The 21,001-nt window shown below is 60.1% G+C and carries 23 protein-coding genes and 1 pseudogene; 18 read left to right on the top strand and 6 right to left on the bottom strand.

Translation table 11 applies throughout. The features are described from left to right. Nucleotides 1-5 precede the first annotated feature (5 nt). The 5 genes and pseudogenes from AAHB08_RS14930 to AAHB08_RS14910 all read left to right on the top strand — a co-directional run bounded on the left by AAHB08_RS14930 (nt 6) and on the right by AAHB08_RS14910 (nt 4,934). Nucleotides 6-1,013, top strand: a complete 1,008-nt coding sequence (locus AAHB08_RS14930) for a Fe(3+) ABC transporter substrate-binding protein (RefSeq protein WP_342059344.1) — start codon at nt 6-8, stop codon at nt 1,011-1,013. A 39-nt stretch (nt 1,014-1,052) separates the two neighbouring features. After that, a complete protein-coding gene (locus AAHB08_RS14925) occupies nt 1,053-2,678 on the top strand; it encodes an ABC transporter permease (RefSeq protein ID WP_342059343.1) in 1,626 nt (541 codons plus the stop codon). A gap of 82 nt (nt 2,679-2,760) precedes the next feature. Then, nucleotides 2,761-2,889 (top strand): annotated as a pseudogene (locus AAHB08_RS14920) (ABC transporter ATP-binding protein); the annotation flags it as partial. A gap of 23 nt (nt 2,890-2,912) precedes the next feature. Next, the gene (locus AAHB08_RS14915; RefSeq protein WP_342059342.1) at nt 2,913-3,947 is read left to right on the top strand and encodes an ABC transporter ATP-binding protein; all 1,035 of its coding nucleotides are present in this window, start codon (nt 2,913-2,915) and stop codon (nt 3,945-3,947) included. 81 nt (nt 3,948-4,028) lie between these two features. Further along, entirely contained in the window at nt 4,029-4,934 is a 906-nt protein-coding gene (locus AAHB08_RS14910) for a Dyp-type peroxidase (RefSeq protein WP_342059341.1), read from the top strand. A 79-nt stretch (nt 4,935-5,013) separates the two neighbouring features. On the opposite strand, the gene argR is transcribed toward AAHB08_RS14910, so the two are convergent. Beyond that, a complete protein-coding gene (gene argR / locus AAHB08_RS14905; protein WP_005308670.1) occupies nt 5,014-5,484 on the bottom strand; it encodes a transcriptional regulator ArgR in 471 nt (156 codons plus the stop codon). A 200-nt stretch (nt 5,485-5,684) separates the two neighbouring features. Between argR and AAHB08_RS14900 the strand changes: the two genes are divergently transcribed. From AAHB08_RS14900 to AAHB08_RS14875, 6 genes are all read left to right on the top strand, one after another. Next, on the top strand, nt 5,685-6,425 hold the full coding sequence (locus tag AAHB08_RS14900) for an ATP-binding cassette domain-containing protein (protein ID WP_139436858.1): 741 nt from the start codon (nt 5,685-5,687) through the stop codon (nt 6,423-6,425). A 24-nt stretch (nt 6,426-6,449) separates the two neighbouring features. After that, the gene (locus tag AAHB08_RS14895) at nt 6,450-7,187 is read left to right on the top strand and encodes a transporter substrate-binding domain-containing protein (RefSeq protein WP_005332335.1); all 738 of its coding nucleotides are present in this window, start codon (nt 6,450-6,452) and stop codon (nt 7,185-7,187) included. 3 nt (nt 7,188-7,190) lie between these two features. Next, nucleotides 7,191-7,841 (top strand): arginine ABC transporter permease ArtQ, encoded by a 651-nt coding sequence (artQ, locus tag AAHB08_RS14890; protein WP_342059340.1) that lies wholly within the window; start codon nt 7,191-7,193, stop codon nt 7,839-7,841. A 2-nt stretch (nt 7,842-7,843) separates the two neighbouring features. After that, the gene (artM, locus tag AAHB08_RS14885; RefSeq protein WP_139436854.1) at nt 7,844-8,506 is read left to right on the top strand and encodes an arginine ABC transporter permease ArtM; all 663 of its coding nucleotides are present in this window, start codon (nt 7,844-7,846) and stop codon (nt 8,504-8,506) included. 242 nt (nt 8,507-8,748) lie between these two features. Continuing rightward, on the top strand, nt 8,749-9,684 hold the full coding sequence (gene mdh / locus AAHB08_RS14880; RefSeq protein WP_139436852.1) for a malate dehydrogenase: 936 nt from the start codon (nt 8,749-8,751) through the stop codon (nt 9,682-9,684). Nucleotides 9,685-10,142: 458 nt separating this feature from the next. Continuing rightward, nucleotides 10,143-10,733, top strand: coding sequence for a tetratricopeptide repeat protein (locus AAHB08_RS14875; RefSeq protein ID WP_043131536.1), 591 nt, complete (start codon nt 10,143-10,145; stop codon nt 10,731-10,733). Nucleotides 10,734-10,819: 86 nt separating this feature from the next. Here AAHB08_RS14875 and hmpA read toward each other — a convergent pair whose 3' ends face one another. Further along, the gene (hmpA, locus tag AAHB08_RS14870) at nt 10,820-12,013 is read right to left on the bottom strand and encodes an NO-inducible flavohemoprotein (protein WP_342059339.1); all 1,194 of its coding nucleotides are present in this window, start codon (nt 12,011-12,013) and stop codon (nt 10,820-10,822) included. Between the two features lie 111 nt (nt 12,014-12,124). Here hmpA and AAHB08_RS14865 point away from each other — a divergent pair, with 111 nt between their 5' ends. Continuing rightward, a complete protein-coding gene (locus AAHB08_RS14865; protein WP_025325692.1) occupies nt 12,125-12,592 on the top strand; it encodes an Rrf2 family transcriptional regulator in 468 nt (155 codons plus the stop codon). Between the two features lie 31 nt (nt 12,593-12,623). Here the strand turns inward: AAHB08_RS14865 and AAHB08_RS14860 are convergent, their stop codons facing one another. Beyond that, nucleotides 12,624-13,904: an HlyC/CorC family transporter gene (locus tag AAHB08_RS14860; RefSeq protein ID WP_342059338.1), complete on the bottom strand. Its 1,281-nt coding sequence runs from the start codon at nt 13,902-13,904 to the stop codon at nt 12,624-12,626. Between the two features lie 40 nt (nt 13,905-13,944). Then, nucleotides 13,945-14,736: a cytochrome C assembly family protein gene (locus AAHB08_RS14855; protein ID WP_041204421.1), complete on the bottom strand. Its 792-nt coding sequence runs from the start codon at nt 14,734-14,736 to the stop codon at nt 13,945-13,947. 286 nt (nt 14,737-15,022) lie between these two features. Between AAHB08_RS14855 and ffh the strand changes: the two genes are divergently transcribed. From ffh to rplS, 5 genes are all read left to right on the top strand, one after another. Beyond that, nucleotides 15,023-16,402: a signal recognition particle protein gene (ffh, locus tag AAHB08_RS14850; protein WP_139436841.1), complete on the top strand. Its 1,380-nt coding sequence runs from the start codon at nt 15,023-15,025 to the stop codon at nt 16,400-16,402. A 179-nt stretch (nt 16,403-16,581) separates the two neighbouring features. Then, complete coding sequence (gene rpsP, locus AAHB08_RS14845) at nt 16,582-16,830, top strand: 30S ribosomal protein S16 (protein ID WP_042649810.1); 249 nt, start codon at nt 16,582-16,584, stop codon at nt 16,828-16,830. A 24-nt stretch (nt 16,831-16,854) separates the two neighbouring features. Continuing rightward, nucleotides 16,855-17,376 carry a ribosome maturation factor RimM gene (rimM, locus tag AAHB08_RS14840; protein ID WP_005332346.1) on the top strand — a complete coding sequence of 174 codons (522 nt, stop codon included), beginning with the start codon at nt 16,855-16,857 and terminating at the stop codon, nt 17,374-17,376. Nucleotides 17,377-17,410: 34 nt separating this feature from the next. Then, on the top strand, nt 17,411-18,160 hold the full coding sequence (gene trmD / locus AAHB08_RS14835; RefSeq protein WP_011704631.1) for a tRNA (guanosine(37)-N1)-methyltransferase TrmD: 750 nt from the start codon (nt 17,411-17,413) through the stop codon (nt 18,158-18,160). Nucleotides 18,161-18,192: 32 nt separating this feature from the next. Next, nucleotides 18,193-18,540 (top strand): 50S ribosomal protein L19, encoded by a 348-nt coding sequence (rplS, locus tag AAHB08_RS14830; protein ID WP_005313505.1) that lies wholly within the window; start codon nt 18,193-18,195, stop codon nt 18,538-18,540. Between the two features lie 104 nt (nt 18,541-18,644). On the opposite strand, the gene AAHB08_RS14825 is transcribed toward rplS, so the two are convergent. Beyond that, complete coding sequence (locus AAHB08_RS14825) at nt 18,645-18,974, bottom strand: isoamylase early set domain-containing protein (protein ID WP_025325698.1); 330 nt, start codon at nt 18,972-18,974, stop codon at nt 18,645-18,647. Nucleotides 18,975-19,057: 83 nt separating this feature from the next. Further along, nucleotides 19,058-19,732: a DNA mismatch repair endonuclease MutH gene (gene mutH, locus AAHB08_RS14820; protein WP_139436837.1), complete on the bottom strand. Its 675-nt coding sequence runs from the start codon at nt 19,730-19,732 to the stop codon at nt 19,058-19,060. Between the two features lie 733 nt (nt 19,733-20,465). Here mutH and rppH point away from each other — a divergent pair. Next, nucleotides 20,466-20,993 carry an RNA pyrophosphohydrolase gene (rppH, locus tag AAHB08_RS14815; protein ID WP_082035008.1) on the top strand — a complete coding sequence of 176 codons (528 nt, stop codon included), beginning with the start codon at nt 20,466-20,468 and terminating at the stop codon, nt 20,991-20,993. Nucleotides 20,994-21,001: the final 8 nt, after the last annotated feature.

The following is a 21,001-nucleotide window of genomic DNA, read 5'->3' as shown; positions in this document are numbered from 1 at the left end:
GGATGATGAAAATGAAGATGCTGGCGCTGGTGTTCTCCTCGCTGATCGCCCAGTCGGCCTTTGCCGCCGCTGAAGTGAATGTCTACTCCAATCGGCAGGATGAGCTGATCAAGCCCATCATCCAGCAGTTCGAGAAAGAGACCGGGATCAAGGTCAACGTGGTGTTTGCCAAAGAGGGGCTGAACGAGCGCCTGGAGCGCGAAGGCAAGCTCTCCCCCGCGGATCTGATGCTGACCGTCGACATCAGCCGTCTGACCGACCTGGTGGACAAGGACCTGGTGCAGCCGGTGGACAGCAAGACGCTGCAGGAGAACATCCCCTCCATCTATCGTGATCCGGACAACCGCTGGTTCGCCCTGACTACCCGGGTGCGCGCCATCTACTCCAGCAAGGATCGTCTCGGCAAGCTCGACACCATCCGCTACGAAGATCTGGTCAAGCCTGAATTCAAAGGAAAAATTTGTACCCGCAGCGGCAAGCACGAGTACAATGTGGCGCTGGTTTCGTCCATGATTGCCCATCACGGCATGGCGGACACCAAGACCTGGCTGGAAGGGGTCAAGGCCAACCTGGCGCGCAAGCCGCAAGGCAACGACCGGGATCAGGTCAAGGCGATCAAGGACGGTATCTGTGACGTCTCCCTCGGCAACAGCTACTACCTGGGCGCCATGCTGAAAGACCCGGCGCAGAAGTCCTGGGCCGACGCGGTCGAGATCAACTTCCCGAACCAGGCTGATCGCGGTGCCCACGTCAACGTGAGCGGCGTGGCCATGACCAAGTATGCCAAGAACAAGGAAGCCGCCCAGAAGCTGATGGAGTTCCTCTCTGGCGACACCGCCCAGCACATGTACGCGGACGTGAATGCCGAGTATCCGGTCAAGGCCGGGGTCGAGCCTTCCGACATGGTCAAGTCCTGGGGCAGTTTCAAGTCTGACCCCATGCCGGTCAGCGACTATGCCAAGCACCGCAAGGACGCCTTGCAGCTGCTGGATGAAGTGAAATTCGACTTGTAATCAGATGGGGCCTAAGGCCCCATCAATCGCTGTGGACTCATGAAAAATTTTGGATGGATTGCCGGCAGCTGGGCCACCGCCCTGCTGCTGGGTTTGCCGGTGTTTGCCCTCATCTTCTCTGCCTTCTCGGCAGACGGGGACCTGTTTCGCCACCTCGCCGATACGGTACTGCTCGACTACCTTGGCAACACCTCAGGGCTGGTGCTGGGGGTAGTGCTGCTCAGCCTGCTGTTCGGGGTGCCCACCGCCTGGCTGGTCGCCATGTGCCAGGTGCCGGGGCGCCGCGCCCTGCAGTGGGCGCTGATGCTGCCCATGGCCATGCCCTCCTACATAGTGGCTTACGTCTATACCGACCTGCTCGACTACTCGGGCCCGCTGCAGGCGGGGCTGAGATCCCTGTTTGACTGGCAAGGCCCGGCCGATTACTGGTTCCCGGCCATCCGCTCCCTCGGCGGTGCCGCCTGGGTGCTGGCGCTGGTGCTCTTCCCCTATGTCTATCTGCTGGCGCGCGCCTCCTTCCTGGAGCAGTCGGTCAGCCTGATCCACTCCAGCCGGTTGCTCGGCTGCACCCCCTGGCAGAGCTTTCGTCGCCTGAGCCTCCCCCTGGCCCGCCCCGCCATCATGGTGGGGGCGTCGCTGGTGGCCATGGAGACACTGGCGGACTTCGCCACCGTCCATTTCTTTGCCATCAACACGCTCACGACGGCCATTTACGACACCTGGCTCGGTTACGGCAGCCTGGCCACCGCCGCCCGGCTCTCCTGCCTGATGCTGCTGGCGGTGGTGCTGCTCATCGCCCTGGAGCGCCGCTCCCGCCAGCGCCAGCAGGTATTCCAGAAATCCATGGGCCATGAGCAGCCCCTGCGCTATCCCCTCAAGGGGGCGAGCCGTCTGCTGGCCGGACTCTGGTGCTGGGGACTGGTGCTGGCCGGTTTCGGCCTGCCGTTCGTGATCCTGCTGGACTACGGGGTGCGCTATTTCGCACTGTCGTGGACGCCGGAGTTCGTGCGCTTCGCCGGCAACAGCCTGCTCATCTCGGCCCTGACCGCCCTGCTCGCCATGGCCATCGCCCTGCTGCTCGGCTTCTTCCGCCGCCTCGATGGCGGCACCCGCAGCCTGCTGCCCCTGCGCATCGCCGCCACCGGCTATGCCATGCCGGGCACTGTGCTCGCCATCGGGGTGCTGGTGCCGCTGACGGCGCTGGATTTTGGTCTCAACGATCTGGCCGAGTGGCTCGGGATGCAGGGGCCAGGTCTGCTGCTGACCGGCACCCTCACCGCCATCGTGTTTGGCTACCTGGTGCGCTTCGTGGCCATCGCCATCGGCTCGGTGGAGAGCAGCATGGGCAAGATCTCCCCCAGCCTCGACATGGCGGCCCGCTCCCTGGGGCAGGGGACGGGGGGCATGCTGCGCCGGGTGCATCTGCCCTTGGTGCGACGGGGCCTCTTTGCCGGTGCCATGCTGGTGTTCATCGAATCCATGAAGGAGCTGCCCGCGGCCCTGCTGCTGCGGCCGTTCAACTTCGAGACCCTGGCGACCCATGTCTACCAGTTCGTCTCGGACGAGATGCTGGAGCGGGGGGCGCTCGGCGCCATCGTCATCGTGCTGGTGGGGCTGGTGCCGCTTATCTGGGTCAACCGCAGCCTGGACAGTCCGGGGCACTGAGTCGCCACGTCGGCCAATGAAATTGCATACGGTGTGCTTGGCCGAAAGGCCGCGCACCGCCAGAAACGAGAGGAAGTCAGTCGTGTCTTGCTTGCAAGTAGAGAAGGTTAGCTGCCGTTACAACGGCCAGAACGTGCTGGAGCAGCTCTCCCTGACGGTGGCCGACAACGGGATCGTCTGCCTGAGCCTGGTGGCGAGTGGCTGTAGCGAATTTAACGCGAGAGGAACAGTGTCGTGTCTTGCTTGCAAGTAGAGAAGGTTAGCTGCCGTTACAACGGCCAGAACGTGCTGGAGCAGCTCTCCCTGACGGTGGCCGACAACGAGATCGTCTGCCTGCTGGGGGCGAGTGGCTGTGGCAAGACCACGCTGCTCAAGGCGGTCGCCGGCCTGCTGCCGCTGGCGGAAGGCCGTATTCATCTCGGTGAGACCCTGCTGGACGGGCCCGGCGTGACGGTGTCGCCTGAGCGTCGCCACATCGGCATGATCTTTCAGGATTACGCCCTCTTCCCCCACCTGACGGTGGCCGAGAACATCGGCTTCGGGCTGACCCGGGCGCCTCGCGGCACGCGCCAGCAACAGATCGACGAGGCGCTGACCCTGGTCAACCTGCAGGGGCTGGGGGATCGCTATCCTCATCAGCTCTCCGGTGGTCAGCAGCAGCGGGTCGCCATCGCCCGCGCCCTGGTCTGCAAGCCCAGATTGATGCTGCTGGACGAGCCCTTCTCCAACATCGACACCCAGGTGAGGATGAAGCTGATCCTGGAGATCCGCACCCTGCTCAAGCGTCAGGGGATAGGTGCCATCTTCGTCAGTCACAGCAAGGAGGAGGCGTTCGCCTTCGCCGATCGGCTGGCGTTGTTCCGGGCCGGTCGCATCGAGCAGGTGGGCCAGCCGGAGCAACTCTATCGCCGCCCCGAGAACCGCTTCGTGGCGGAGTTTCTCGGCGGGGTCAACTATCTGGCGGCCGAGGTGGTGGACAGCCACTGCGTGCAGACAGCGCTCGGGGTCATCTGTGGCCATGAGCCGCATGGTCGCGCCCCGGGAGAGCGGCTGCAGCTGATGCTCAGGCCCCAGCAGCTGGCATTGGCGGCCGCCGCCGACGGCGACCTGCTGGTGCGGGAGCAGCAGTTCCTCGGCCATCACTGCCGGGTGCTGGTGGAGTGCGCCGGCCAGGTGCTGGAGGCCAGCATAGGGGAGCCTCTCGAAGGGGAGAGGGCGCGGGTGACCGTTGCCCCCCATGCCCTGGTGCTGTTCGAACAGATGCCTTGATAGTGATGTGAAATCAAGGAATTGACCCCGTTCCGGTTTATAATCGCGCCACGCCCATAGCCAATGTCTTTGGAGAGAGAAATGAAAGCCCAAGCCGGGATCTGCGCAGAGCCGAATCTGCATGCCCTCTATCTGATGTTCAATCGCACCGGTGACGGTGTCGAGCTGGCCGCCCGTCTGGCCAGGCTGCCGGTTCTGTGGGATGCGGTGAGCGCCGATTTCCCCGACGCCGGTTTCAGCGGTCTGGTCGCCGTCGGCGCCGAGGGCTGGGATGCCATCTACCCGGCCGCCCGTCCGCCCCAGTTCCGTGGCTTCATGGCGCAGTCTGCCAATGGCCAGGAGGCCCCGAACACCCCGTTCGATCTCTTCGTGCAACTGCGCGCCGATCGGGTGGACGTCCTCCATCACGCCGGCCATCGTGTCATGGCGCTGCTGGCCGGGCTGGTGGAGCTGGCCGAGGAAGTCCGCGGTTTTCGCAACCAGGATTGCCGTGATCTGACCGGTTTCGTCGACGGCACCGAGAACCCCCAGGGTGAGCACAGGGCCGAAGTGGCGCTGATCGACGGGGGTGAGTTTGCCGGCGGTTCCTACGTTCATGTCCAGCGCTGGGTGCACGCCATGAGCGACTGGGAGAAGCTGGCACTGAAGGAGCAGGAGGACATCATTGGCCGTACCAAGGTGGACAACATCGAGTACGAGTCGGCCGACAAGCCGCTGACCTCCCACATCAAGCGGGTCAACCTCAAGACCCCGAAGGGAGAGTCCATGGAGATACTGCGCCAGAGCATGCCCTGGGGCACCATGCGCGAGCAGGGGCTCTACTTCATCTCCTGCTGCCGCACCCCGCAGCACTTCAATGCCATGCTGGCCAGCATGTACAAGGGGGAGGGGAGCCACTTCGATCACCTGCTGCGCTTCACCAGAGCGGTGACCGGTGCGGCCTTCTTCGCGCCTTCCATCGATTTTCTGGTCGCTCAAGGCAAGTAACTGCTTGCCGATCGCGCGGAAACAAAAAATCCCGGCCTTGGCCGGGATTTTTTGTTCAGGTGGCGCGAGCGCGACCGGATCAGGGGGTCTGTTCGAACAGCTCGAGGGCGGAGAGGTAGAGCTCTTCGATGTCGGTGTCGCTGGTCGGGGTGATGAAGATGGTGTCATCACCGGCTATGGTGCCGAGGATACCTTCGGCCTTGCCGAGGGAGTCGAGCAGGCGGGCGATGAGCTGGGCCGCACCCGGGCTGGTGTGGATCACCACCAGGGCGCCGTTGTGGTCGACATCCAGTACCAGGTTCTTGAGCGGGCTGGAGGTGGTAGGCACACCCAGCTCCACCGGCAGGCAGTAGACCATCTCCATCTTGGCATTGCGGGTGCGGACGGCGCCGAAGCGGCTCAGCATGCGCGAAACCTTGGACTGGTTGATGTTCTCAAAGCCCATCTCTTGCAGGGCAGTGACTATCTCTGCCTGGGAGCCGAAACGCTCCTCTTTCAGCAAGGCTTTAAAGGCCTTGGCCAGTTTTTCTTGCTTGTCGTTATGTTTCATCTTGGACTCACGAATGAGGGAGGTGACCGCCTGTCACGCTCAGGCGGCAGATACGAACAGCGCTGCTATTTTGCATTCATATGCCTGTTTTGGCAAGGAAGCGGCGCTTGTTCTGCATATTGATTCAAATATAGCTTGCATCAACTTATGCTGGCGCTAGAATCAGGACGAAATTTTGAAAACTTATTCAATTGGGCTGTATGGGTATCGAATTAATCGGCATCGAAAAATCCTGGCACAAGGTGCCGGTACTGCAACAGGTCAGCTTCCGGACTGCACCCGGCGAGACCTTGGTATTGCTGGGCCCGAGCGGTGCGGGCAAGAGCTCGCTGCTGCGGATGATGAACCTGCTGGACACCCCGGATGCGGGTGTGCTGCGCATCGCTGACAGTGAATTTTCTTTCCCGTCCAGCCTCTCTCCTGCGGAATTCAACCGCCAGGCCCAGGCCTTGCGCCGCAAGGTGGGCATGGTGTTCCAGCAGTACAATCTGTGGCCCCATCTCACCGTGATGGAGAATCTCATCGAAGCCCCCATCAAGGTGCTGGGCATGAGCCGCGAGGCTGCCATCGAGAAGGGCGCCTACCTGCTGGCCCAGTTGCAGCTGGCCGACAAGCGGGATGCCTGGCCGGCGCGCCTCTCCGGCGGCCAGCAGCAGCGGGTCGCCATCGCCAGAACCCTGATGATGGATCCCCAGGTGCTGCTGTTTGACGAGCCCACTGCGGCGCTCGATCCTGAGATAACCAAAGAGGTGGCGGAGATCATCCGCACCCTGAGCCAGACCGGCATCACCCAGGTGGTGGTGACCCACGAGGTGGAGTTCGCCCGCAAGGTGGCCAGTCAGGTGATTTATCTGGAGAAGGGGCGGATCATCGAATCCGGCACCGCCGCCATCTTCCAATCCCCGCAAACCAGCCGGTTTGCCGAATTCTTGATGCATTGATACTGAATCGATAAGGAAGCTGTCATGAAAAAGAGTCTGTTGCTGGTTGCTGCCATGGGTCTGCTGAGCACCTCGGTGCTGGCCAAGGAGATCAAGTTCGCCACCGAGGCCACCTATGCGCCGTTCGAATACCTGGATGACAAGAACGAGTTCCAGGGCTTTGACATCGATCTGGCCCGCGCCGTCTGCGAGCAGGCCAAGCTGGAGTGCAGCTTCCACAACCAGGCCTTCGACAGCCTGATCCCCAGCCTCAAGTTCCGTCGCTATGACGCCGTCATCGCCGCCATGGACGTGACCCCGGAGCGGGCCGCCCAGGTCGACTTCTCCGACATCTATTACGAGAACTCGGCGGTCTTCGTGGCCAAAAAGGGCGCCTTCAAGGGGCCTGAAGAGCTGGTGGACAAGACGGTCGGCGTGCAGAACGGCACCTCCCACCAGTCCTACCTGGTGGACAACTGGGTGAGCAAGGGTCTGCTGACCGTGCCCTACGCCAGCTACCAGAGCGCCTTCCTCGACATGATGAACGGTCGCACCGACGGCGTCTTCGCCGACACCGCCGTTGCCGCCGACTGGCTCAAGCAGCACAAAGAGTACGGCGTCATCGGCACGCCGGTGACCGACGCCAAGTACTTCGGTACCGGCTTTGGCATCGCGGTGGCCAAGGGCAACCAGGAGCTGCTGACCCAGCTGAACAAGGGGCTGGCCGAGATCAAGGCCAACGGCACCTATCAGAAGATCTTCGACAAGTACTTCGCGCAGTAAGCCATGCTGAGCCTGTTGTTGGATGCAGCCTGGATGACCCTGGGGCTGGCCTTGGCATCACTGGTCGGGGGCATGGTGCTGGCGCTGGCGTTCAGCGCCGCCGAGCTCAGCAAGCGCAGTTGGCTGGTGTGGCCTGTGGCCACGCTGACCACGCTCATTCGTGGTTTGCCCGAGCTGCTGGTGGTGCTGTTCATCTACTTCGGCTCGACCCAGGTGTTGTTCCTCATCACCGGGGAGTACGTGGAGTTCAGCCCCTTCGCCTGCGGCGTGCTGGCGCTCTCCCTGCTGTTCGCGAGCTACGCCACCCAGACCCTGCGGGCGGCGCTCAATGCGGTGCCCCCCGGGCAGCGGCTGGCGGCGCTGGCACTGGGCCTTGGCAAGGGCCACATCTTCTTTCGCATCGTGCTGCCCCAGGCCTGGCGTCACGCCCTGCCGGGGCTGGGCAACCAGTGGCTGGTGCTGCTCAAAGACACGGCCCTGGTGTCGCTCATCGGGGTGAACGAGATGATGCGCCAGGCCCAGATGGCCTCGGCCAGCACCTATGAACCCTTCACCTGGTACGCCGCGGCCGCCCTCATCTATCTGGCCATCAGCCTGGTGAGTGAGTTTGGCCTCAAGCAGGCTGCCCGCTACACCCGCCGTTACGGAGGCTGACCATGCAGGATTACCTGATGACCCTGCTGGGGGGGCTGGCGATTACCCTGCAGCTCACCGCGTTCAGCTTGCTGCTTGGCGTGCTGATGGCGGCGGGCATGACCTGGGTGCTGGAGCGCCGCATTCCGGTGGCGACCCAGCTGGTGCAGCTGTGGGTGCTGGTCTTCACCGGTACGCCTCTGCTCATCCAGATCTTCCTCATCTACTACGGGCCTGGCCAGTTTGAGTGGCTCAAGGCGGGGCCGCTCTGGCCGTTGCTCAAGCAACCCTGGTTCTGCGCCGTGCTGGCGCTCGGGTTCAACACCGCGGCCTACTCCACCCGGTTGTTCAAGGGGGCGCTCGACGCCATCCCCGCCGGCGAGGTGGAAGCCTGCCGGGCGCTCGGCTTCTCCGCCGGCCAGACTCTGTGGATGAAGACCCGCCACGCGGCCCGTCGGCTGGTACCCGCCTACTCCAACGAAGTGATCCTGGTGCTCAAGGGCAGCTCCCTCGCCAGCACCATCACCATCATGGACATCATGGGGCTGGCTCAGCGTCTCAACGCCCAGACCTATGACACCCTGGCGGTGTTCACCGTGGCCGGGGGCCTCTACCTGACCATGAATGGATTGTTAACAATTGGTTTCCGCTGGTGCGAGAAGCGGGCACTGGCATTCCAGTCCTGAAGCAGTCGTATTTACCTCTTAATGGTGAGGGAGACACAGGAAATCTGTGTCTTTCCTCTCATTTATCGCATATTCCTCTCCGCTTTCGTCGCCGCTTGCTCCCTGGCTCACAGAACCCGTGATTACAACTGTTATCAGATTGTTTTTTAGCAGGGGATCCTTTAAGGTGAGGCGCACAATAAGAAACAGCGTTAACCCAACTAGAAACAACCTTAAACCTACGCTTAGACATGGAGTTGATCATGAAAGTTGCCGTTCTGGGTGCCGCCGGTGGCATCGGCCAAGCCCTTGCTCTGCTGTTGAAAAATCGCCTGCCTGCCGGTTCCGAGTTGAGCCTGTATGACATTGCCCCGGTCACCCCGGGCGTGGCGGCGGACCTGAGCCATATCCCGACTGACGTGAAAGTAAAAGGTTTCTGCGGTGAAGATCCGAGCCCGGCTCTGGTCGGCGCCGATGTCGTGCTGATCTCTGCCGGCGTGGCGCGCAAGCCCGGCATGGATCGTTCCGATCTGTTCAACATCAACGCCGGTATCGTCAAGAACCTGGTGGAGAAGTGTGCCGCCTCCTGCCCGAAGGCACTGATCGGCATCATCACCAACCCGGTCAACACCACGGTCGCCATCGCCGCCGAAGTGCTGAAGAAGGCCGGTGTCTATGACAAGCGTCGCCTGTTCGGCGTGACCACCCTGGACGTCATCCGTGGCGAGACCTTCGTGGCCGAGGCCAAGGGCCTGAACATCGACAAGATCCGCGTCAACGTGATCGGTGGCCACAGTGGCGTGACCATTCTGCCGCTGCTCTCCCAGATCGAAGGGGCCAGCTTCACCGCGGAAGAAGCGGCTGCCATGACCAAGCGCATCCAGAATGCCGGTACCGAAGTGGTGGAAGCCAAGGCCGGTGGCGGTTCTGCCACCCTCTCCATGGGTCAGGCAGCCTGCCGTTTCGGTCTGTCCCTCATCAAGGGTCTGCAGGGCGAAGCCAATGTCATCGAGTGCGCCTATGTGGAAGGCAACGGCGAGCACGCCACCTTCTTCGCGCAGCCGGTGCTGCTGGGCAAGAATGGTGTCGAGAGCGTGCTGGACTACGGCAAGCTGAGCGCCTTCGAGCAAGAGTCCATGGACAGCATGCTGGCTACCCTGAAGGCCGATATCCAGCTGGGTGTCGACTTCGTCAAGTAAGCCGCAGCGTCGATCATGAGGGGAGCCCAGGCTCCCCTTTGTCATTTCCGGGGTTTGCCATGACGGACTAAGGAGATGGGCCCGGCTGCCGATAAAGAGGGCAGCAGGAGATCCCTATGATGAAACCCAGTACCCTCATCGGCCTCGTCGGTCTGTGCAGCCTCCCCTTGCAGGGGGCCGAGCCGATCTCGGCGGCCGCGCAAACCCAGTCGGTGGCGGCCGCCACAGTCCCGGCGCCCTCGGCGGCATTGCCATCGATCGCCCCGGCACCAGCACAGGCTGCATCAGCGACCCAGCCGGCCACCGCACCTGTACCGTCAGCCGCAGTGCCGGCGGCTGCTGTTGCCCCTGCGCCGGTGGCGTCGGCAGCGTTGCCTACGGCTGTCGCTGCTCCGGCCCCTGTGCTGTCGAGTGTTGATGCACCCGCCTCAGTGGCATCAGCCCCGGCGGCAGCGCCGCTGCCCAGGGCGGTGAACCCTGGCTCCTTGGCCACCGGAGAGCTGCAGGCGGTGCCGCTCTATCGGCAGGACGAGCTGCTCAACTGGATAGAGCAGGGACGTCATCTGGCTCGGGTGAAGCAGGACAGGTGCCAGCTGACCCAGGACATAGAGGCGCGGGCCTCCGTGATGAAGATCCCGGCCTATCAGTTCCTGTGGGGGGACATGCTGGCCTGGGGCGTCTGCATCAAGCCGGACGCCCAGATCGGGGTGCAATACATGTGGGAGGCGGCCAATCAGGGTCTGGCTCCCGCGCTGGAGCAGCTGGGGCGCTATTACTGGAAAGGCATCCTGGTCCAGAAGGATCTGGTGCGGGCCGAGACCCTGATGCGGGAGGCCGCCAGCCTGGGTTTCCAGCGGGCCCAGATAGAGTGGGTCGAGATGCTGCTGCAGGGCATGGGCAGTCCGCTGGATTACGAGGAGGCCTACCACTGGCTGCACGGCGCCGTCATCGGTGACAAGGCGACCCACCAGAAGGCGGCTAGCCTGCTGAGCCGGCTCGGCAATCGCATGCCCGCCAATGCCATCGCCCGCGCCAAGGCGATGCACTAAGCCCGGCAGGCCAGGCCACTCGATACAACAAGGCCCGCGAACCTGAGTTCGTGGGCCTTGTGCATTTCTCCGGTCAGAGGGAGGGATCAGAGATCCTGATGGGGGCCGAATACCTCGTAGTGCATCCGGTCGGCAGGCACGCCCAAACTGCTCAGCTGATCTTTCACTGCCTTCATGAAGCCCAGGGGGCCGCAGAAGTAGTAGTGGGCGTTGGCCGGGATGAGGTCCGTGACCTGTTCCAGCACCAGGGTGCCGCTGAAGTCGTAGTCCTTCCCCCGCACGTCCTGCTCGGCAGGTACCCTGTACCAGACCCGGCTCTGCAAGCTGGCATGTTGGCGGCTCTTGGCCTGGATCTCTTCCTTGAAGGCATGCTGGGCGCCATGCTCGCAGGCATGGAGCCAGCGGATTTCAGTTTCTGATTGCTCGGCCAGCAACTGGTTGAGCATGCTCAGCATGGGGGTCAGGCCCACCCCGGCGGAGATCAGCACCACTGGGGTGGTCGCCTCGGTCCGCAGGAAGAAGTCCCCCGCCGGTGGCATCAACGCCACTTCGTCACCGATGTGAAGCTGGTCATGCAGCAGGTTGGAGGCCTGGCCCTGGGGCTCGCGCTTGACGCTGATGCGGTAGTCGCGGCCATTGGGGGCATCGGAGAGGGAGTATTGACGGATCTCCTGATGCTCCAGCGACGGGTGATTGAGCCGGATGCTGATATATTGCCCCGGCTTGAAGCGCAGCACGGGTTTGCCGTCGACGGGGGCCAGCACGAAGGAGGTGACAAGCTCGCTCTCCTGGCGCTTCTCCTTGATGAGGAAGGGGCGGGCCCCCTGCCAGCCACCGAGCTCGCTCGCCTTCTCCCGGTAGAGCTCACCCTCCCGACCGATGAAGATGTCGGCCAGCACGCCATAGGCCTTGCCCCAGGCTTCCAGCACCTCGTCCGTCACCGCGTTGCCACCCATTTCTTTGAGCGTGGCCAAGAGATGACTACCCACAATGTGATATTGTTCCGGCTGGATCAGGAAACCCGTGTGCTTGTGGGCGATGCGTTCCACGGCTCCGGCCAGGGCCCCCAGGTTGTCGATGTTCCTGGCGTAGGCCGCCACGGCACTGAACAGGGCCAGGGGCTGACCGCCACTGCGCTGATGGGCCAGGTTGAACACATCCTTCAACTCGGGGTTGTGGTGGAACATGCGCTGGTAGAAGTGCTGGGTGAGGGCTGGCCCCGCCGATTCGAGCAAAGGAATGGTGCTCTTGATGACGGCGATGGTGGCTTGGTCTAACATAGGAGGTCCTTTCTAATTGAACATCTGGAATGTCACTTAATAAGTTGCATCCTAAATGTTTAATTGATCTGGATCAATCATCAATTCTTTGCGCTATGCGCCACAGGCACTATGAGACTAACAAGCTATACCGATTTTGGATTGAGAGCCCTGCTCTATCTGGCCACGTTGCCGGAGGGGGAATTGTCGAGCGTGGCCAAGGTGTCTGCCTTGTATGACGTCTCTCGCAATCACATGGTGAAGGTGGTGAATCAGCTGGTGAAGCTGGGTTATCTGCAATCCCAGCGTGGCAAGAATGGCGGGATCCGCATGGCCTGTTCCCCTGAGAGCGTGAACATAGGTCAGGTGATCCGGGCGCTGGAGGGCAATCTGGACGGCATCGACTGCAACTCGCCGGTGTGCCACATCGTCTCCGTCTGTCTGCTCAAGAGTGCCCTGAAGGAGGCGATGAACGCCTTCCTTGCGGTGATGGATGGCTATACACTGCAAGATCTGCTGGCCAACCGCGACGAGCTGCAGCAGGTGTTCGGCGAGTTGATCCCGACCCTGGTGCTGGAGCCGGATGACGAGAGCGAGTGAAACGAAAAAGGCTGCCATCGGCAGCCTTTTTTCAATCCTCGTAACCTGACTCGTTACGGTAGAGATGTGGCATGATCCTCGCCATCTTCACCATGTTGTTCTCCACTTCGAGTATCTCGATGGGATAACCCGCCAGCCTGACGCTGATGTTGGGCTGGGGGATCTCTTCCAGGTACTCCAGGATCACCCCGTTGAGGGTGCGCGGGCCGTCGATGGGCAGGTGCCAGTGCATCTCCTTGTTCAGCTCGCGGATGCTGGCGGAGCCTTCCACCAGGAAGGAGCCATCCGGCTGTGGGTGTATCTCGTCGCTCGGCGCCGGGGTCATGGAGGTGGTGAAGTCGCCCACTATCTCTTCCAGGATGTCATCCAGGGTGATCAGCCCCTGAATATCCCCATACTCGTCGACAATCAGCCCGATCCTCTCCTTGTTGCGCTGGAACTTGGCCAGTTGCACGTTGAGGGGGGTGCCCTGTGGAATGAAGTAGATGGGATCGACTTCCCGCAGCAGGCTGGACTTGCTGAACTGGTCCTTGGCGACCAGTCTGAGGGCATCACGAGAGTGTAAAAATCCGACAACGTCGTCAATATTGTCGCGATAGAGCAGGATCTTGGTGTGAGCGCAGTGAGCCAGCTGGCGCAATATGCTCTTCCAGTCGTCGTTGATGTCGATGGCAGAGATCTCGCTGCGCGGCACCATGATATTTTCCACCGTCATCTTGTCCAGATCCAGAATGCTGATCAGCATCTCCTGATGGCGCTGGGGAATGAGGCTGCCCGCCTCGTTGACTATGGTGCGCAGCTCTTCGGTGTTGAGGGAGTCATCCTTGCGATGTTCCAGTCGCAGCAGCTTGAGCAAGAGGTTGGTGATGCTGTTGATGAGCCAGACCAGGGGGGCGAAGGGCACCATCAGCCCCTTGAGAACCCAGGAGGCGGGGTAGGCGATGCGCTCGGGAAACATGGCCGCCAGTGTCTTGGGAGTGACTTCCCCGAACACCAGCACCACCAGGGTGAGACCGAAGGTGGCGATGGCGACGCCGAGATCCCCGAACAGCCGGATGCAGACGATGGTGGCGATGGCGGAGGCCAGGATGTTGACCAGGTTGTTGCCGATGAGGATTAGGCCAAGCAGGCGATCCGGTCGAGCCAGCAGCTTTTCGACCCGACGGGCTGCCTTGTGCTTGGTTTGGGCCAGATGCCGCAACTTGTAGCGGTTGAGGGACATCAGACCGGTTTCGGAACTGGAGAAGAAGGCTGACAACACAATCAAGATAACGAGAACAATCAGTAATGTGCTCGTTGAGATACTGTCCAAGAAGGGCTCCTGTTGGGGTGGTGTTTGGGTGGCTGAACCGTCAGCTCAGCAAGACTTCCTTGACGAAGCGGCTGCCAAAGTAGGCCAGGGTCAGGATGACGCTGCCGATGAGGCTCAGCATGATGACCTTGCGACCACGCCAGCCACGGGTGTGGTGACCCCACAGCAGCAAGGCATAGACGCACCAGGCCAGGATCGAGAGGATGGCCTTGTGGGACTTGCCCTGGGCGAACATGTCTTCGAGGAAGAACAGACCCGAGGCGATGGAGAGCGTCAGCAGCAAGAGGCCCGCGGAGATAAGCTGGAACAGGCGCTTCTCCACCGTCATCAGGGGCGGCATGGCCGGCAGATGGCTTATCTTTCTAGACTTCAGCTGCCGATCCAGACAGGCAAGCTGGAGCGCAAACAGGCAGGCGATCATCAGTACCGAATAGGCCATCAAGGCGAGCCCGATGTGCAGCAGCAGTTGGGGATGCGCTTCCAGATGGGTGATGTAGCGACCCGGTATCAGGGCGCTGGCGGCGAGCAGCAAGGCCGAGAAACTGTAGACCACGGGCAGCAGGATCCAGCCGTTGAAACGGCGGGTAACGCAGGTCATGAAGCAACTGATGATGAGGCTGACCAAGGAGGCGACGTTCAACATGCTGAGATTCTGGCCGGAATGGGTGGCCAGCACCTCGCTGCCCACCGCCACGCCATGGGCGGTCAGGGCCAGGCCGACACAGGCAAACAGCGACACCTGCCCGACGGGCTTGGCGCTGAGCAGCAGGTGCAGAGAGGCGATGATGGCCAGCAGGTAAAACGCCAGGGCCAGAACAGAGATCACGATCATAACCAGGTCGTTGTCGAACAAGCTTTTATGGATAAGAGGGGCAGTATACCTTGCACAAGATATGCTCGCCAGTTGTGCCAGGGGCTAACTGCCCATATATAAGTAGCAGCTGACAGCCCCGTGCGGCGAATAATCGTCCTCCGGCGTTGACTGGGGTATAATGCCCTCCATTTGTTACACCCGCTCATTCGATGGCGGGTCACCGCCGCAAGCGGTGAGTAATCGTCCCCACAGTGCTGACTGGGGTATAATGCCCCACTAGTTACGCCAAGAATCGGAATGCGTCATGTTTGAGAATTTGACTGAACGACTCTCGCGCACCCTGCGCAATGTCAGTGGCCGTGGCCGGCTGACCGAAGAGAACATCAAGGATACCTTGCGTGAAGTGCGCATGGCGCTGCTCGAGGCGGACGTGGCCCTGCCGGTGGTGCGTGACTTCGTTGCCCGCGTGAAAGAGCGTGCCGTCGGCCAAGAAGTGGCCAAGTCCCTGAGCCCGGGCCAGGCCTTCATCAAGATAGTGCATGGCGAGCTGGTCTCTGTCATGGGAGAGGCGAACGAGCAGCTCAATCTGGCCGCACAGCCGCCGGCCATCATCCTGATGGCGGGCCTGCAGGGTGCCGGTAAGACCACGACTGTGGGCAAGCTCGCCAAGCTGCTCAAGGAGCGCCACAAGAAGAAGGTACTGGTGGTCAGTGCCGACGTCTACCGCCCGGCGGCGATCAAGCAGCTCGAGACCCTGGCCAATGACATCTCGGTCGATTTCTTCCCGAGCGATGTGACCCAGAAGCCGGTGGCGATCGCCACCGCCGCCATCGATCAGGCGCGCAAGAAATTCTATGACGTGGTGATCGTCGATACCGCCGGTCGTCTGCACGTGGACACCGAGATGATGGCGGAGATCCAGGATCTTCACGCCACCATCAAGCCGGTCGAGACCCTGTTCGTGGTGGATGCCATGACAGGTCAGGATGCGGCCAATACTGCCAAGGCGTTCAACGAAGCGCTGCCGCTCACCGGCGTCATCCTCACCAAGGCGGACGGCGACGCCCGCGGCGGTGCCGCCCTGTCGGTGCGCCACATCACCGGCAAACCGGTCAAGTTCATCGGTATGGGTGAGAAGACCGATGCGCTGGAGCCCTTCCACCCGGATCGTCTCGCCTCCCGCATCCTCGGCATGGGGGACGTGCTGTCGCTCATCGAGGAAGTGGAACGCACGGTCGACAAGGAGAAAGCCGCCAAGCTGGCCAGCAAGGTCAAGAGCGGCAAGGGCTTCGATCTGGAAGATTTCCGCGAGCAGCTGGCCCAGATGCGCAACATGGGCGGCATGATGGGCATGCTCGACAAGTTGCCCGGCATGTCCGGTCTGCCGGATAACGTGAAAGATCAGATGGATGACAAGATCACAGTGCGGATGGAGGCCATCATCAGCTCCATGACGCCCAAGGAGCGTGCTCATCCCGATCTCATCAAGGGCTCCCGCAAGCGTCGCATCGCCGCGGGTTCCGGCATGCAGGTGCAGGACGTGAACAAGCTGCTCAAGCAGTTCACCGAGATGCAGCGCATGATGAAGAAGATGTCCGGCAAGGGTGGCATGCGCAAGATGATGGGCCAGATGAAGAACATGCTGCCCCCGGGATTCGGTGGTGGCGGACGCGGTCCGTTCTGATTTTCCTGCTTGTCAGGCAAAAAGGCTCACCGCGGTGAGCCTTTTTCATGCCAACTCCTGCGCAAAAAATAGCAGGCTTGGTTGCAATTATTACGAATCCAAGTAGAATTACGCGGCTTATTTTAAGCTAGGGTCTGCGTATTTGCAGGCCTTGTTCATTAGATGTTCATGAGGACGATATGGTAACCATTCGTTTACAACGTGGTGGCGCGAAAAAGCGTCCGTTCTACCAGGTAGTAGTTTCTGACAGCCGTTGCGCCCGTGACGGTCGCTTCATCGAGCGCGTTGGTTTCTTCAACCCGGTTGCTGCTGGTAACGCTGAGAAGCTGAACCTGGACCTGGCTCGTATCGAGCATTGGGTTGCTACTGGTGCCACTGTTTCTGACCGTGTTGCCAAGCTGATCAAAGACGCTAAAAAAGCTGCTTAATCAGCCAAGCGGTAAGGAGTTAAGGTGGAAAAACCTATAGTTCTGGGCACCCTGGGTACCGTCTACGGCATCAAGGGCTGGCTTAAAGTGAACTCCTTCACCGATGTTGCCGAAGCGATTTTCGATTACAACCCCTGGCTGATCAATCAGAACGGGGTGTGGCGTGAGATTCAGGTTTCGGCCTGGAAGCGTCACAACAAGGGTCTGATCTGCAAGCTCGATGGTATCGATGTGCGCGAGGATGCCCTGGCATTGACCAATGTCGAGATTGGCGTAGCCGCCGATCTGTTGCCTGCGTTGCCTGAAGGTGAGTTCTACTGGCGTGACCTGATTGGTTGCTCCGTGATGACCACCAAGGGATACGACCTGGGCAAGGTGACCGAATTGATGGAAACCGGCTCCAACGATGTGTTGGTGGTTGAGGCCAATGTAAAAGATGCCTTTGGTGCAAAGGAGCGGCTGATCCCGTTCCTGGAAGAGCAGGTGATCAAGAACATTGATCTGACTGCTCGAACAATCGAAGTTGATTGGGATCCTGGTTTCTAGTTTCCCGCGCTAACACGGGTGCCGGAGGTTTCTTATGTGGATTGGGGTGATCAGCCTCTTCCCGGAAATGTTCCGAGCCATTACCGAGCACGGGGTAACGGGTCGGGCCGTCAAGAGTGGCCTGCTGCAGATTGAGTGCTGGAATCCTCGGGATTTCACCCACGACAAACACCGTACGGTCGATGATCGTCCTTATGGTGGTGGGCCTGGGATGCTGATGATGGTTCAGCCGCTGCGTGATGCGATTCATGCAGCCAAGCAAGCGGCGGGAGACGGGGCGAAAGTCATCTATCTCTCTCCTCAGGGACGCAAGCTGACTCAAGCGGGCGTAACCGAGTTGGCGACGAATCAGAAACTGATTCTGGTCGCCGGTCGATACGAAGGTATCGATGAACGCGTGATACAAACCGAAGTCGACGAAGAGTGGTCTATCGGGGATTACGTGTTAAGTGGTGGCGAGTTGCCTGCCATGACCCTGATCGATGCGGTTTCGCGTCTGGTCCCCGGGGTCTTGGGTGATCAGGCCAGTGCCGAGCAGGACTCCTTCACGGATGGCCTGCTGGATCATCCCCACTACACTCGGCCGGAGTTGTTGGATGGATTGGCGGTGCCCGAGGCGCTGACAAGCGGCAATCACGAAGTGATTCGGCGCTGGCGTCTCAAGCAGTCGCTCGGACGAACCTGGCAGAGAAGGCCGGAACTTATTAACAACCTAGCTCTGACTGACGAGCAAGAATCACTTCTTGCCGAGTATGTCCGCGAAGTGCGTGACAGCGTTAAGTAGAGTTTTCAGTTTATCCTAGGTAAGGAAAGACAATGAGCAAGATTATTCAGCAGCTTGAACAAGAGCAACTGCGTACCGACATCCCGGCTTTTGCCCAGGGCGACACCGTACGTGTTCAAGTTCGTGTTAAAGAAGGTGGTAAAGAGCGTCTGCAGGCTTTCGAAGGCATCGTCATTGCCAAGCGTAACCGCGGTCTGCACTCTGCTTTCACCGTTCGCAAGATCTCCAACGGCGAAGGTGTTGAGCGTGTATTCCAGACTCACTCTCCGCTGATCCACAGTGTAGAACTGAAGCGTCGTGGTGATGTTCGCCGCGCCAAGCTGTACTACCTGCGCAACCTGTCCGGCAAAGCTGCTCGTATCAAAGAGAAGCTCAACTAATTCGATTCGAATTGGTGTCGGTATGTCGACGAATAGCTCGACAGGTAGTGAAAAGGCTCGCCAATGGCGAGCCTTTTTTGTATCCGTCATTTGAGGCGGTGGGTTCAACCTGGTTGGCTGACCCGCACCACAGAGTTGTCGCGCCCGAAGGGGCCGGGCACATAGTCGTCCGCTTCCCAGTCGTTGTCATAACGGGTCTCCCCGTCTGGCTGCACCAGTTGATAGCAATACTCGAAATGACTGGGGCCATCGGTGGGAAGGTTGAGGGTCGCCTTGAACTCCCCGCTCTTCATTCTTTTCAATTCGATGGGTTGCCACTGGCTGAACTCCCCCAGCAGCAAGACCTGTTCGGCCTCGCCTGCGGCCTCTTTTTCCACTGCGAAGGTCACCTTGACCTCGGGGCGGGACTTGAGAAATTGCTTGTTGATCGGCATATCGACTCCTTGTCACTGACTGCGAAGAAAGCAGCGATGTTCATTTTTATATCACCTTATGACAAAGATGTTGATAGCAATCGTCAGGCAGGCAGGGCGAAATGACGCCGAAGCAGCTGGTGAGTGAACTCAATCTTGAGGTAGAAGCCCCTTGGCAGTGTCTGGATTGGCTGGCCATTGCGGCCGATGGCGCGAGTCAGCGCCTTGCTGTTGGCCGCCTTGGGGCGCAGTTGCATGACCTGACCGTGGCGGGCGCTGATCTGCTCCACCTCCCCCAGTACTATCATGTCCATCAGCTCCTCCCAATCCTGACGCAGCAACCTGTCTTCTTCTTCACTCGGGCTCCACAGCAACGGCATGCCGACCCGGCGTTCGCCGACGGGGATGGTGCGGCTGCCCTCCACCGGGATCCAGAGTACCCGCGACAGCTTGTTGCGCACATTGGACTCCTCCCAGCGCTGGCCACTGATCCCGATGAGGGGAGCGACGCAGACGAAGGTGGTTTCCAGCGGTTTGCCCTGAGGATCGATCGGGATCGTCTTGAGCTCGATGCCGAGATCGGGGAAGTCCTGCTCCGGGCGGCTGCCGGCGCTGGCGCCCAGCTGCCACTCGATCAACTGGCCGATCCAGCCCTTGTCCCGCCTGAGATCCCGTGGCACCGGGATACCGGCCGTCGCGGCGAGCTGGGCCAGGGTGAAGCCCGCCATGGCGTAGGCGCGCGCCATCAATTCCTGCTCTGACTGTGGATTGACGGGCATGAGGGGCTCCTGTTGGCGAGAAGGGGGTGGACAAGTGTGATCCTGACAGAGGATCGCTGTTTTTGTAACCGATCCTTGCCCGGCTATGCACAGGGGGGGCAAGATTGTGAATTATCATCTATGGCAATGATTTTAAAGGAATTTGACTTTTTTCTCCAGCCTGGAGAATGGGAGGATCCCGGTTGCAACGAGTTGTCCAAGGGTTTGACCTGGCTGTTGCACATAGTTATCCACAGAAAACTTGGATAACTGACATAAAGTGGTGATACAGGGCCCGGCATCAGAAATAAATGTGAGAGCACGCCGATTTTTCTCGCCATATCGGTGCAGATAATGCGCCATCCTTGTGGATAAACTAGCCTTGGTTGATCTTTGAACAGTCGAACTTGTTCACAATTGACAGTCAGGATCCTCGGGCGCAAAAGACATGGATCTTGATCCAGTCTTTAAATATTAACTATATGTATTTAAATGAATATTTTGTTTTTATATGAATCGGGTATGATACGGCATGATTTGAAGTCGTAGTATAAAACTACTGTATATACCCGCTTGATCACAGGCTTATGCACAGTCTGGGTGGGCAACTTGCGGAGCTTGTCCTTCAGGTTTGTTTATAACTTTGCTTGAAATGCCAAGTTATTCATGAGTGGAAGATGACAGTCCCTGTTTGCCGCCACGGGGTGAATGTGGAACAATCTCTTTATAGATTCAGCCTTTATAAGGTGATCACGTGATAGATGGCGACGGATTTCGTCCCAATGTCGGCATCGTGATCTGTAACCGTGACGGGCAAGTATTGTGGGCTAAGCGCTATGGGCAGCACTCCTGGCAGTTTCCGCAGGGGGGAGTTGATGATGGTGAATCGCCGGAGCAGGCCATGTATCGTGAGCTGTATGAGGAGATAGGCCTCAAGCCCGACGATGTGACCATACTGGCGACCAGTCGCAACTGGCTGAAGTATCGCTTACCCAAACGACTCGTTCGCTGGGACAGTTCACCGGTCTGTATTGGCCAGAAGCAGAAATGGTTTTTGCTGCAGCTCGATCCTGGCAAAGAGTCCAGGATCCAGTTCGGTTGTCATGGTCACCCGGAATTTGATGATTGGCGTTGGGTCAGCTTCTGGTACCCGGTTCGTCAGGTCGTCTCCTTCAAGCGGGAAGTTTACCGCCGGGTGATGAAGGAGTTTGCCCCGCTGGCCATGCCGGTGCCGGTGGTGCAGGCTAATCGAAAGGATGGGCGGCGTAACCGCTCGCGCTAAGGAGCACA

Source organism: Aeromonas sp. OTU364 (assembly GCF_038440395.1).
In the GTDB taxonomy this organism is placed as follows: Bacteria; Pseudomonadota; Gammaproteobacteria; order Enterobacterales; family Aeromonadaceae; genus Aeromonas.
Note: the sequence above shows the minus strand (reverse complement) of the source record. Positions and strands in the feature narration are given on the sequence as shown.

Bases quoted from the DNA above. Each gene is read 5' to 3' on its own strand.
- AAHB08_RS14930 (WP_342059344.1), top strand. From the start codon at position 6: ATGAAAATGAAGATGCTGGCGCTGGTGTTCTCCTCGCTGATCGCCCAG.
- AAHB08_RS14925 (WP_342059343.1), top strand. From the start codon at position 1,053: ATGAAAAATTTTGGATGGATTGCCGGCAGCTGGGCCACCGCCCTGCTG.
- AAHB08_RS14910 (WP_342059341.1), top strand. From the start codon at position 4,029: ATGAAAGCCCAAGCCGGGATCTGCGCAGAGCCGAATCTGCATGCCCTC.
- argR (WP_005308670.1), bottom strand. From the start codon at position 5,484: ATGAAACATAACGACAAGCAAGAAAAACTGGCCAAGGCCTTTAAAGCC.
- AAHB08_RS14900 (WP_139436858.1), top strand. From the start codon at position 5,685: ATGGGTATCGAATTAATCGGCATCGAAAAATCCTGGCACAAGGTGCCG.
- AAHB08_RS14895 (WP_005332335.1), top strand. From the start codon at position 6,450: ATGAAAAAGAGTCTGTTGCTGGTTGCTGCCATGGGTCTGCTGAGCACC.
- artQ (WP_342059340.1), top strand. From the start codon at position 7,191: ATGCTGAGCCTGTTGTTGGATGCAGCCTGGATGACCCTGGGGCTGGCC.
- artM (WP_139436854.1), top strand. From the start codon at position 7,844: ATGCAGGATTACCTGATGACCCTGCTGGGGGGGCTGGCGATTACCCTG.
- mdh (WP_139436852.1), top strand. From the start codon at position 8,749: ATGAAAGTTGCCGTTCTGGGTGCCGCCGGTGGCATCGGCCAAGCCCTT.
- hmpA (WP_342059339.1), bottom strand. From the start codon at position 12,013: ATGTTAGACCAAGCCACCATCGCCGTCATCAAGAGCACCATTCCTTTG.
- AAHB08_RS14865 (WP_025325692.1), top strand. From the start codon at position 12,125: ATGAGACTAACAAGCTATACCGATTTTGGATTGAGAGCCCTGCTCTAT.
- AAHB08_RS14855 (WP_041204421.1), bottom strand. From the start codon at position 14,736: ATGATCGTGATCTCTGTTCTGGCCCTGGCGTTTTACCTGCTGGCCATC.
- ffh (WP_139436841.1), top strand. From the start codon at position 15,023: ATGTTTGAGAATTTGACTGAACGACTCTCGCGCACCCTGCGCAATGTC.
- rpsP (WP_042649810.1), top strand. From the start codon at position 16,582: ATGGTAACCATTCGTTTACAACGTGGTGGCGCGAAAAAGCGTCCGTTC.
- trmD (WP_011704631.1), top strand. From the start codon at position 17,411: ATGTGGATTGGGGTGATCAGCCTCTTCCCGGAAATGTTCCGAGCCATT.
- rplS (WP_005313505.1), top strand. From the start codon at position 18,193: ATGAGCAAGATTATTCAGCAGCTTGAACAAGAGCAACTGCGTACCGAC.
- AAHB08_RS14825 (WP_025325698.1), bottom strand. From the start codon at position 18,974: ATGCCGATCAACAAGCAATTTCTCAAGTCCCGCCCCGAGGTCAAGGTG.
- mutH (WP_139436837.1), bottom strand. From the start codon at position 19,732: ATGCCCGTCAATCCACAGTCAGAGCAGGAATTGATGGCGCGCGCCTAC.